Source organism: Cohnella suwonensis (assembly GCF_042655365.1).
In the GTDB taxonomy this organism is placed as follows: Bacteria; Bacillota; Bacilli; order Paenibacillales; family Paenibacillaceae; genus Cohnella; species Cohnella suwonensis.
This window is the reverse complement of sequence record NZ_JBHSMH010000015.1, coordinates 12,371-24,345: the sequence shown is the minus strand read 5'-3', so window position 1 is coordinate 24,345 and position 11,975 is coordinate 12,371. Positions and strand designations below refer to the sequence as shown.

At 53.4% G+C, this 11,975-nt stretch carries 8 protein-coding genes; all 8 read left to right on the top strand.

Annotated elements, in window-relative coordinates; genetic code table 11:
- Positions 1-89 precede the first annotated feature (89 nt).
- The 8 genes from ACFPPD_RS07215 to nudK all read left to right on the top strand — a co-directional run bounded on the left by ACFPPD_RS07215 (position 90) and on the right by nudK (position 11,975).
- Positions 90-1,925: a sensor histidine kinase gene (locus ACFPPD_RS07215; protein ID WP_209750039.1), complete on the top strand. Its 1,836-nt coding sequence runs from the start codon at positions 90-92 to the stop codon at positions 1,923-1,925.
- Complete coding sequence (locus ACFPPD_RS07210; RefSeq protein ID WP_209750040.1) at positions 1,906-3,396, top strand: response regulator transcription factor; 1,491 nt, start codon at positions 1,906-1,908, stop codon at positions 3,394-3,396. The genes ACFPPD_RS07215 and ACFPPD_RS07210 overlap by 20 nt, the downstream gene beginning before the upstream one ends.
- 25 nt (positions 3,397-3,421) lie before the next feature.
- On the top strand, positions 3,422-4,729 hold the full coding sequence (locus ACFPPD_RS07205) for an ABC transporter substrate-binding protein (RefSeq protein ID WP_209750041.1): 1,308 nt from the start codon (positions 3,422-3,424) through the stop codon (positions 4,727-4,729).
- Between the two features lie 129 nt (positions 4,730-4,858).
- Positions 4,859-6,217: an ABC transporter substrate-binding protein gene (locus ACFPPD_RS07200; RefSeq protein ID WP_209750042.1), complete on the top strand. Its 1,359-nt coding sequence runs from the start codon at positions 4,859-4,861 to the stop codon at positions 6,215-6,217.
- A 75-nt stretch (positions 6,218-6,292) separates the two neighbouring features.
- Positions 6,293-7,165, top strand: a complete 873-nt coding sequence (locus ACFPPD_RS07195) for a carbohydrate ABC transporter permease (RefSeq protein WP_209750043.1) — start codon at positions 6,293-6,295, stop codon at positions 7,163-7,165.
- The gene (locus ACFPPD_RS07190) at positions 7,165-7,992 is read left to right on the top strand and encodes a carbohydrate ABC transporter permease (protein ID WP_209750044.1); all 828 of its coding nucleotides are present in this window, start codon (positions 7,165-7,167) and stop codon (positions 7,990-7,992) included. Before ACFPPD_RS07195 ends, ACFPPD_RS07190 begins: the two co-directional genes overlap by 1 nt.
- A 26-nt stretch (positions 7,993-8,018) precedes the next feature.
- Entirely contained in the window at positions 8,019-10,769 is a 2,751-nt protein-coding gene (locus ACFPPD_RS07185; RefSeq protein WP_209750045.1) for a family 78 glycoside hydrolase catalytic domain, read from the top strand.
- 210 nt (positions 10,770-10,979) lie between these two features.
- Entirely contained in the window at positions 10,980-11,975 is a 996-nt protein-coding gene (gene nudK, locus ACFPPD_RS07180) for a GDP-mannose pyrophosphatase NudK (protein ID WP_209750046.1), read from the top strand.

Below are 11,975 nucleotides of genomic sequence, written 5' to 3'. Positions count from 1 at the left end.
ATTCTCGATTATTATTTAAATAGGAAGAAGCGGTCAGGCTAATCAAGGGTATGATAGAACTAACGAATCAGGGCGAAGAAGAGGGAACCATGAAACTATGGCAAGCGTGGAATCTTAAGACGAAGCTCGTCATCAGTTTTTCATTTCTGTTCGCGGTATCATTTATTTGCAGCGGAGTCTTCTACTATTACAGCAGCGTAACCGAGCTCAAGAACCAATCGCTGCAACTGCTCGGAAGCAATAGCGCCCAAATCTCGAGATCGATCGAGCTTTATACCGAGGATTTGGAAAAGCTAAGCTTATCCGTATTCAATGATGCCATCATTCAGAAGGCGGTCGGACAAGAGGAGCCCGGCTCCGTCGTGGAGCAAGCGGATCTTTCCCAACAAGTAACGTCCCATCTTCTCAACCTGACGGTTTCCTGGCCTGCCGTCCAAGGTATTTACCTCTATCCGGACAAGCAACGCGAGCTTATATATTTCTGGTCCAAGCGAAGTCCGCCCGTCGATTATTCGATCGAACAAGAGCCCTGGTATCCCTACGGCGATCAAGGGATAAGGACTCCGTTCATTCTGTGGCCGACGATGAAAGAAAATACGATTACGAATTTTCTGGGAGAGAAAGTCTTTTCTCTCGTTCGGCCGATCAACCAAATAAATACGGGTAAGCGAATCGGCTACATGAAAATCGATATCCATGCCGACGCGTTCAAGAATTTGGTTTCCTTCCGGGGAAATAACGATTCGGGCGATTCGTTGCTCTATATTCTGACGGATCGCGGTCAAGTCGTGTACGATCAACGCGACGAGTTGACGGGCGGCAAGATGACGGATTTGTCCGGGAACGACGTGTCCCGTCTCGGTTCTTCCGGGACGATCGTCCTGCAGGGAACGCAATATTTGTACGGCTATTATCGGTCGGATTATACGCGGTGGTCCGCTCTGATCCTGACGCCGATGGATGCCATTACGAATAAGCTAAAGGTCATTCGGAATACCGTCATGGGAATCGAAGCCATCGTCATGCTGCTCGTATTCGCGTTTGCCTGGTTTATCGCTACCGGGGTGACCCGGCCGCTGCGCAAAATGATCGTCACGATGAGGCACGTCGAGCGCGGCGATTTTACCGTTCGGGCGGAACAAACGGGCAACCGGAACGAGATCGGTTTGCTCGGCAAAGTATTCAATCAGATGTTGGATAGTCTGCAGGATATGATCGCTAAAATATACGTGGCGGAAATTCGAGAGAAAGATGCCCGATTGGTCGCGTTGCAGGCGCAGATCAACCCGCATTTTTTATTCAATACGTTGACGATACTAAAGTCGCTCGGGAGAAAAGGGGCGTCGGAGGATGTCGTGGCGGTTACGGAGTCGCTTGCCCATCTGTTTCGTTACAGCCTGTACGATTGGAACCGTACGGTCGAACTGAGGGAAGAGCTTCGCTTGATCGAAAGCTATATCAAAATTCAGAAATATCGCTTTCAGGAGCGGATCTCGTTCGAAACGGATATTCCCGAAAGCCTCATGGGATGCCAAGTGTTGCGGTTGACGATCCAGCCGCTCGTCGAGAACGCCGTCGTCCACGGGCTCGAGAAACGTAAATCGGGCGGGGTCGTTTCCGTACGCGTACGGGCGAGCAGCGACACGTTGAATATCGAGGTTGCGGACAACGGCGCGGGCATGGACGCGACCGTCAAGAACCGTCTGCTTCGCCGCTTCGAAGACGGAGGCATGCACGGTTCCGACGCGGACGGGGAACATATGGGTATCGCGCTGGCCAACATTCAACAGAGGCTACGATTAGTGTACGGCAGCGAGTACGGGTTGTCGTTCGGAGACGTATCCGGGGAAGGAACGGCCGTCGTGTTGAAGCTGCCTCTTCGGCTGGAAGCAAAGGAGGCGCGCCATGAAGATCATGCTGATTGAAGACGAAGCGCTGGCGATGGACGAACTCCGTCATCTGATGAAGCCTTACGAGGACAAGCACGAGATCGTCGGCTTCGATAATGGCGAGGAAGCGCTCGATTATGCTTATCGGTGGCTGCCGGACATCGTCGTGTCGGATATACGAATGCCGGGAATGGACGGCCTGGAAGTCATCCGCCGAATGATCGAGCGCCATCCGCGGCTGCAAGCGATCATGCTCAGCGGCTACAATGATTTCGAATACGCGCGTGGCGCGCTGAAGCTTGGCGCCAAGGAGTATCTCTTGAAGCCCGTACCTGCCGCGGAGTTGTATGCCGCCGTCGACAGGATGATCGAAGACGCGCGCAAGGAAGAAGAGAAAAGCCGTCAGGAACGAAATTGGTCGTTATCGATGAAGGTTCGCGGACTTGAGAGCGGAGAGGAAACCGGCATAACCGACGAACCATCCGGCGAATGGCTGATCGTCGCCATTCTGGCCGATAATTGGAATAGCCCGGCGACCTGGTCGCGTAGCGGGATTCCCGTATCCGCCGCGGCTCAATGGCTCCGTAGCGAGATCGATTCCGGCGCGGACTGTTTCGACGTGGACGCTCACCTAAGGATTATGTTGATCCCCGCCTCGACGGATCGAGAGAGCGGCATGCGGCATAAAGCGAATCGGATCCACGATTATTTTCGCGAGTCGGTTAACGTCGTCCATACGGTATACCGGTTGAAGGCGAGTCGGGACTCCATGAAAGAGGCTTACGAAAGATGCCTTCAATTGCTGGAGTCGCAAGTGCGTCTCGGCCAATCCACGTTCATGCCCGCGACGGGACGCAACGTTGCGGTTCAACCTTTCTGGGATAGCGCGAGACGCATCGAGCAGCACGTTCGCGAAGCCGATTACGCCATGCTGCAGTTGGAATCGAGACGACTCGTCGACGCGCTGCGGCGGGCAGAGGTCACGTTGAAGCAATCGTCCGTTCTTCTTTCCGATCTGTTCTACGCCCTGAAATACAAAATGTCGGAATTGCATGGCGAGGCGGAAGCCGTCGATGCCGACTCGATCTACGATTTTCTCAAAACCTGTCTGGACGAAGCGAGCGTCCAAGCCTGGCTGACGGAGCGCTTGATCGGTCTGATGTCGGGCACGGAACAAGCGCTCCCGAATCCGAAGATGATCATTCCGCCGCTTCTGGACCATATTCATCACCATTACGCGGAAACGGTTCGCCTGCAGGATTTCGCGGCCAAATATCACGTGAGCATCGGCTATCTGTCCAAGCTGTTCAAATCCGAGACCGGCGATCATTTCTCCGACTATCTCATTCGCGTTCGAATGAACAAGGCGAAAGAATTGTTGGACGCCGGATATAAGAAAATAACGGATATCGGCAAGCTGGTCGGCTACGAGGATCCGAAATTCTTCAGTCAGACGTTCAAAAGATGGATAGGCGTCACTCCTCAACAGTACAAGCGGAACGATTGACGATCTCTATCGAAGAGGGATGAACATGAAAGCAACGAGAGGAATCGGGTCCGTCTTCATGAGTATCGCGATTGCGGCCCTACTGAGCGCGGGATGCGCCGACGAAACGGATCGAGGCGCGAACAACGCGGAGCGGACCTCGCCCGATGCCGTCACGCTCAGGATGGTGCATTGGTTCGGAACGGAGGCCGGGCCGGTCGTATCGGAGATCAACGAGCGATTTCATCGGGAGTATCCGAATATATCGGTAGAAGTGGAATATGCGCCCGTCGACCAATATCAGAGCATTATCCGAAGCCGATTCGTCGCGGGCGGGGCCCCCGACTTGCTCGGGGTATTTCCGGGGAAGTGGCAGGAGCCCTTCGCCGAAGCGGGGTTTCTGATGGACTTGTCAGGAAGCGATTGGGCGGACAGGCTGAAGCCCGACGCCAGGAATACGATGACGACCGGCGGCAAGCTGTACGCGATGCCCGTCAATCGGAACGCGATCGGCGTCCTGTACGACAAGGGGTTTTTCGAACGAACTGGGTTGGACATACCGCGTACTTGGAACGAGTTTCTATCCCTTTGCGAAACGATCAAGCGCAAGGGGCGAGTTCCGATCGCGCTCGGGCTGAAGGATCAGTGGGTAACGCAGATCATCCCCTATGCGATGGCTCCGTCGGCGATCTATCGCGACCATCCCGACTTCGACGCGCGGATGTATGCGGGAAAGGCGTCGTTCTCGGATTCCCCTTGGCGGGCGATGCTCGAAGATTATGCGAGGTTAGAGAAGAACGGTTACTTTAACGAAGGGTTTCTCGGCACGACCTACGACCAAATGGTACAAATGCTCGCGACGGGCAAAGCGGCCATGATGGTGATGGGGAATTGGTCGCTCGGACCGATTCTACTGACGAACCCGAATGCCGAGATCGGCATGTTTCCGCTCCCGTACGGGGATGCGGACAAGCCGTATTGGGTATCTTCGGGCGTAAGCATCGGAATCGGCGTTTCCCGTACGACGCCGTATCCCGAAGAAGCGAAGAAGTATTTGGCGTTCTGGAGCCGTCCCGAGGTCAATACGTTGTTCCTGGAGGGAACGAAGTCCTTCTCCGTCTATCGGGACGTGAACCCCGCGCTCGATCCGGCGCTAGCTGAGATCGAACCGGCTATTCGGGCGGGCACCTATCCGTTCCTCGATCAGAATTGGCCGCCGGGCATGCAGGATAAGCTGTTCCAAGTGCTGCAAAATTGGATGGCGGGCGGAGGGAAGTATTCGGTCGGCAAGGCGTTAAGCGAGCTGGACAAGACGTTCGAGGAAACGAAAACCAATCATGATTGGGTCCCTTAGAGATTTCGGGGGCCTTTTTTTATTGTCGAAAACGAACCTACCTTTTTTGGAAAACGACCCTGCATTTCCTGTCGCGGCCTGCCGTTACACTGAGATTGTAATCGACAAACCTATCAGGAGGTCATAAAAATGTCATCTAGAAAGAGATTTGTAGGATCGGCAACTGCACTTGTCCTATTGCTATCCACCGTATTAGCGGGGTGCGGAGGCAATAACGGGAATAACGCCGCGGAGTCTTCCCCGGCGAGCCCGGCCGCGACAAGCTCCGCTTCGCCGAGCGCAAGCGCGGAAGCATCGCCGTCCGAAGACGCCAAGCCGGTCACGCTTAAGATGCTTCACTTCATGGAAGCTGAAGCGGGCCCTACGCTCAAAGAAATCAACAAGCGGTTCCACGAGAAGTATCCGAACATTACGATCGAATACGAGAACGCTCCCGTCGATCAATATCAGACGTTGATCCGGACGCGTTTCGCTTCCGGCGACGCGCCCGATCTTCTGGGCGTACTCCCTGGAACGTGGAAAGCGCCGTTCGTCCAATCGGGCTACTTGATGGATTTGTCCGATCGTCCTTGGGTGTCCCGTCTGCAGCAGGGCGCGAAAGACATGGAGAGTACGGACGGCAAAGTCTATGCGCTGCCGCTCGACCAGAACGCGATCGGCGTTATCTACAACAAGAAAATATTCACGGATCAAGGGCTTGCCATTCCGCAAAATTGGGATGAGTTCCTAGCGTTGAGCGAGAAATTGAAAGCCTCGGGCGTTACGCCGCTCGCGATCGGCAACAAGGATTTGTGGGTCACGCAGATTATCCCTTTCGCGATGGCGCCATCGGCGATTTACCGGGATACGCCAAACTTCGATCAAGATATGTACGACGGCAAAGCGACGTTCGCCGGATCGGCTTGGACGAAGATGATGGAAGACTACATCGCGCTGAACGACAAAGGCTATTTCAACAAAGGCGTTCTGGGCACCAGCTACGACCAATCGGTTCAATTGATGGCAACGGGCAAAGCGGCGATGATGGTCATGGGCAACTGGGCGTTGCCGGCAATTCTGGGGGTCAACAAAGACGCGGATCTGGGCATGTTCCCGTTGCCTTACGCGGAAGCGGGCAAACCGGTATACGTGTCGTCCGCGATCGCGCTCGGCATCGGCGCCAGCGCGAAGACGGAGCATCCGGACGAGGTGAAGAAATATATCGACTTCTGGGCGGAGCCCGAGAATAACGAGCTGCTGCTGAAGCAAGCGCAAGCTTTCCCGGTGTTCACGGACGTGAATCCGGATCTGAGCCCGACCTTGAAAGAACTTGTCCCTTACCTGAACGTGGGAACGTATAACTTCCTTGACCAGAAATGGCCGCAAGGCGTTCAAGATACGATGTTTACCGGAATTCAGAACGTATTGGTCGATGGAGGTAAGTCTTACTCAATCGATAAAATGCTGAAAGAAATGGATAAAGTGTTCGCGGAGAAAAAAGGCAAATAAACGATAGACTAGAAAAACGATGAAGATCAAGCGGAGTCATCCGCCTGGTCTTCACGGAAATAAGAGGGATAGCGAATGCAGAAACCAGGAATCCAGCTGCTATTTATGTTGCCGGCTTTTCTTATCTTCACTCTTTTCATCATGATTCCGATGGCAGGCAGTTTTTACTTCAGCTTGACGGACTGGGATGGGTTAAACCCGCATTTTCATTTTATCGGTATCCAAAATTACGAAAAACTGATTCATGATTCCGAAGTGTGGATCGCGTTAAAGAACACGATCGTGTTCGCCTTGCTCGTAACCGTTTTTCAGAATGTCCTATCGTTGCTGCTCGCGATCTTAGTCGACGGCTCGAGCTGGATCAAGCGTTTCCTTCGCGTATTTTATTTAGTTCCCGCCATATTGAGCGCGCTAGCGATCGGATTCATCTGGAGTTACTTGTATAACCCGGTATTCGGCCTCATTAACGCGGGCTTGGAAAACATCGGACTCGGAAGTTGGGCCCAGGACTGGCTCGGAGATCCGAAGTGGTCGATGTACAGCGTCGTATTCACGAACATCTGGCAATGGACCGGTCTATCGATCGTCATCTATCTCGCGGGACTTCAGGCCATTCCGGCCGACTTATACGAAGCGGGAGACATCGACGGCGCCAGCAGGTGGCAGAGGTTTTCCCGCATTACGTTCCCTCTGATCGCGCCGGCTTTTACCGTCAATATTCTCATCTCCATCATCGGCAGCATGAAAGTATTCGACATTATCTTCGTCATGACAAAAGGAGGACCGGGGACGGCCACCGAGTCGCTTTCGATTCTCTTATATAAAAAGGCATTTAATTTCAACGAGATGGGTTACGGAACGTCGATCGCCATCGTCATGTTCGTGATTATCTTGTTGATCTCGGTGTTTCAACTCCGAATTCTTCGCCGAAGGGAGATTGAAGCCTGATGCCCGCATCCATCGCGAGAAAAACGTTATCCGGCATCGTCCTCATCCTATGGGCGCTTATCGTCGCATTGCCGCTGATCGTGCTCGTCAACGTGGCCGTGAAGTCCCCGCAGGAGCTGCTTGAATCCTCGCTTTCGATTCCGAAGCAATGGATGTGGAGCAACTTCTCGGAGGCGTGGAAGACGGCGCATCTGTTCTCCGCGTTCGGGAACAGCCTGCACATTACCGCTCTATCGCTTGCGGGCGTTGTACTCGTCAGCGCGTTCGCCGCGTATCCGATCGCAAGAACCAAGACCAAGCTGACGAACTCGTTCTTCCTTTACTTCATTTCGGGCATCATGGTGCCGTTTCCGTTAGCAATGATTCCGCTCTATAAGCTCTTGAAAACGATGCATATGATCAACACGCATCAGGGCGTCATCTTTATCTACATCGCGCTGACGATCCCTTTCTCCGTGTTCTTGTATACGGGCTTCTTGAAGGGAATCCCGAAGGAGTTGGAAGAGTCCGCGCTGATCGACGGCTGCGGACCGTTCCGGACATTCCTGACTATCGTATTCCCGTTGATGAAGCCGGTCACCGCATCGGTCATCATCACGAACAGTCTCACCATATGGAATGACCTTCTCGTCCCTTTGCTTTATTTGCAAGCGCGGGAGAATCGCACGATTACGATCGCGATATTCAGCTTTACCGGACAGTATAATAACAATTGGGCGATGATTTTCTCCGCGATCGTGTTGGGGACGTTGCCGCTCGTCCTCACGTTCCTTTTCCTGCAAAAACAATTCATCAAAGGGATCGTCGGCGGCGCGGTGAAAGGGTAATCGATTCGGGAGGTAGAGGCGTCATCATGAAAATCGCAAACTTATTGGTCCAGTATTTGAGAAATCCGATCGGTATCGAGAAGCAAAGGCCCTTGCTTGGCTATTCGCTCGAATCGGACGAACGAAATCAGACGCAAACGGCTTATCGCATATTGGTCGCATCTACGAAAGAACAATTGGACAGTCATATCGGCGATCTATGGGACTCGGGAAAAGTCGCGGGATCCGCTAACTTCGCGATCGAATACGACGGATTGCCGCTCTCCTCCAGACAGACGGCATTTTGGAAAGTCAAAGCGTGGGATGCGAACGATATCGAGTCCGAATGGAGCGAGCAGGCTTCTTGGGAAATGGGGCTTCTGAACGAGAAGGATTGGGAAGCGGCTTGGATCGGGCAAGGGGACGACGCGGATGCGTACAAATCGGCGGCGCCCCAGATCGCCGCGGAATTCCGCGTTCCCGATTATACGAATATGGTGAAGGCCCGCGCTTATATTAGCGGCTTGGGATTATTTCAGGCCAGCTTGAACGGACGTCCGTTGGACGATGCCTTCTATCATCCGGGCGAAAGCGATTTTTCCAAGACGGTCTATTATGTCGCGTTCGATATTACCGATCTCCTGAATAGCGAGCGGAATGCGATCGGCATTCGAATCGGCAACGGACAATACGTCAACTTCATCATGAACCCCGTCATGATGCTGGACGAGAATACCGAAGCGCCCGAGCATCGCTACCAGAAAAACGACGGCGGTTACGTCAGGAATGGACTTTACGGCGATAAAAAAGCGATCGCCCAGATCGAAGTCTCGTATGCGGACGGACGAACGGAAATCGTTGCGGCGACGGACGAGCGATGGCGCATAACGGACAGCCCGATCAAGTTCAACGACTGGTACGGCGGCGAAGATTACGATGCGACGGCGGAAATAGCCGGATGGGATATGCCCGGAACGGACCGATCGGGATGGGACCATGCGAAGCGGATGTCCAAGCCTCTCGGAAGGCTAAGAGGCAAGGCATTCAATCCCGTCAGAATGATGGAGAAATTCCCCGCGGCTTCCGTGACCCGACTGCCCAACGGCAATCTTCTCGTCGATATGGGACGGAACGTGGCCGGATTTCCGGAATTGGCGTTGCGGGGCATGACGGAAGCGGATAGGGGTACGACGATCAGAATGTACCCCGCCGAAACGCTGAACGCGGACGGATCGGGCGTAGACCAATCCTCCTGCACGCAGAGCTGGTCCCGGAAATACCATTGCGACATTTCGAACGGCTATACGGTGAAAGGAACGGGCGACGAAACGTGGCATCCCTCTTTCTGTTATCAAGGCTTCCAGTACGTCGAGGTGTCGGGATTCAAGTGGGAAGCTTCGACGGACAATTTCCATTGTTGCGTGCTCAGAGTCGCGAACGAGAAGACGGGAACGTTCGAAACGTCGAATCCGGTATTGAATCGAATCAACGAAATTACGGAACGGGCTATCGAAAGCAACATGTATTTCTCGTTTACGGACTGCCCGCAGATCGAGAAGCTGGGGTGGCTCGAAACGACGCATTTAATGTTCCGTTCCATGTCGGCAGGTTATGATATCCGTTCGTGGATTCCGAAGATCGCGCAGGATATGATCGACGCGCAGACGGACGAGACGGATATCCGGAACGGAGATCCCGAGGGTCTCGGATACATGCCCGCGATCGCGCCGGAATACCATCGCATCGTCGGCTTGCACAGGGACCCGAATTGGGGCGGCGCCTGCATTCTGACGCCTTGGGAGTATTATCGGATATACGGAGATAAGACTTTGTTGGCGCGCGGATACGCTACGATGAAGAGGTACCTCGTCTATTTGGAATCCCACGCGGAAGAAGGACTGTTGAACGGCTACGCGCAGATGGGGGATTGGGGACAGTTAAACGAATCGACGCCTAACGCGTTAGTCGAGAACTGCGCCTACTATTATTTGCTGAGCACGATGTCGAGCATTGCATGGCTGACCGGTCATCCCGAAGACGTAGAGGCATACGCGTCTAAGGCCGCTCTTGTCCAGGATCGTTTTCACCTCAACGAGACGTGTTATCAGCCCGGCACCGGCAATTACGGGAATGGCAGCCAAGCCAGCTACGGATGCGTGCTATTCAGCGGCATTGCATGGGAAGAGAACAAAGGGAGCGCGGTCGTAAAGCTGATCGAAGCCGTTCAAGCCCGCGATGATCACCTGTCTTCCGGCGAAGTCGGCTTAAAGCAAGTGTTCGCATCGCTCGGCGCGCATGACCGGAACGATATCGTCTATCGAATGGTCATGAACGATACGCAGCCGAGTTACAAGTTCTTCGTCGATCGCGGACTGACGACGTTGCCCGAATATTGGAATTACGAGGAGCTCTGGCTGGGCACGATGGTGCGTTCGAGGAATCATGCGATGATGGGTCATGTGAAAGAGTGGCTGACCGGTTACGTCCTTGGGATCAGAATGGAAGAGCCGGGATATCGGAAAATCATCATAGAGCCTGCGTTATCGCACGGGATAGAAGAGGCGAAAGGCAGCGTAGGGAGTGCGTACGGCGCCATTAGCATGGCGTATTCGAGGGACGGAGAGGGCATGTTCCTTGAAGTAAGTATACCGGTTGGAACGACCGCGGATATCGGGATGCCCGTCATCGGCGCCGGGATGCTTTCGGAGAATTGTCGCGACTTCGCTGTCGAAAGCATAGAAGGAACGTTCTGGATTCGGAACGTGGGTTCGGGAAGTTACCGGTTTGCGGTTAATTGAAGCAGCGGCTTTGGCCGGTCTTCTTCGAAGAAAAAAATTTCCGACCTTTCATAACAACATGAAGGATGCATCCCGTGAGCCTGTTGCCGCAGGCCCACATACATGGGAGGCATCCTTTTCGTTTTCTGCAGAGCGAATATTTTGCTTGAAGGTGACGTAACGTCACCGTGTACAATGAAATTACAGGATTTTTCAAGGGAGGAAATCAAGATGACAGCGCGTCGCCCAAGAGTACGAATCGTAAACGAGGAACTTCTATCGGATAATTGGTACTTGCTCAAAAAGGTTACGTTCGAATATCAAAAGGAAAACGGACAATGGGAGACGCAATCCCGCGAAGTTTACGACCGCGGGAACGGAGCTACGATTTTGCTTTACAACCGGCAAAAGCAAACCGTTATACTGACTAAACAGTTTCGAATGCCTACTTATCGGAATGGCAACGAGTCGGGGATGCTTATTGAAACCTGCGCGGGTCTCTTGGATAAAGAAACGCCGGAAGAAAGCATCCTGCGCGAGACTAGGGAAGAAACGGGTTATCAAGTCAACCGCGTGCAAAAGGTAGGAGAGGCTTATATGTCGCCGGGATCCGTCACGGAACTTCTGCACTTTTATGCGGCCGAGTGCACCGAAGATCTGGCAGAGGGACAGGGTGGAGGCGTAGAAGAGGAGCAAGAAAACATCGAAGTGATAGAGCTTCCGTTTCATCAAGCTCTCGATATGATCCATACCGGCGAAATCCGGGACGGCAAAACGATCATGCTGCTTCAATACGCGCAAATCCATGGACTGCTCGAGGCAAAGACGAATGATCGGAAACCTCAGCACATCCTTGTTGCAGGGCCTTACCGTTCCGGTACGAATGACGACCCCAAACTCATTGATCGGAATGTCCGATTCATGAATGAAGTAGCTCTTCAAATTTACGATCGGGGACACTTGCCGGTACTAGGGGAATGGTATGCATTGCCGCTTATCGCGACGGCCGGCTCGACGAATATCGGAGATGATATATTTAATCGAATCTTCCATCCGTCTTCCGTTCGTTTGCTTGACCACTGTAATGCAGTACTACGGGTCGGAGGAGCGTCGCAGGGAGCCGATGAAATGGTAAGAGCGGCAAGGGAAAAGGGACTGCAAGTGTACGAACGGGTTGAAGATATTCCATTGGTTGAGCAAGATTCGATGAAACGGAGGCACCTGTAA

Excerpts from the sequence above, each read along its gene's own strand:
- ACFPPD_RS07190 (WP_209750044.1), top strand. The coding sequence starts at position 7,165 with ATGCCCGCATCCATCGCGAGAAAAACGTTATCCGGCATCGTCCTCATC.
- nudK (WP_209750046.1), top strand. The coding sequence starts at position 10,980 with ATGACAGCGCGTCGCCCAAGAGTACGAATCGTAAACGAGGAACTTCTA.
- ACFPPD_RS07215 (WP_209750039.1), top strand. The coding sequence starts at position 90 with ATGAAACTATGGCAAGCGTGGAATCTTAAGACGAAGCTCGTCATCAGT.
- ACFPPD_RS07185 (WP_209750045.1), top strand. The coding sequence starts at position 8,019 with ATGAAAATCGCAAACTTATTGGTCCAGTATTTGAGAAATCCGATCGGT.
- ACFPPD_RS07200 (WP_209750042.1), top strand. The coding sequence starts at position 4,859 with ATGTCATCTAGAAAGAGATTTGTAGGATCGGCAACTGCACTTGTCCTA.
- ACFPPD_RS07195 (WP_209750043.1), top strand. The coding sequence starts at position 6,293 with ATGCAGAAACCAGGAATCCAGCTGCTATTTATGTTGCCGGCTTTTCTT.
- ACFPPD_RS07210 (WP_209750040.1), top strand. The coding sequence starts at position 1,906 with ATGAAGATCATGCTGATTGAAGACGAAGCGCTGGCGATGGACGAACTC.
- ACFPPD_RS07205 (WP_209750041.1), top strand. The coding sequence starts at position 3,422 with ATGAAAGCAACGAGAGGAATCGGGTCCGTCTTCATGAGTATCGCGATT.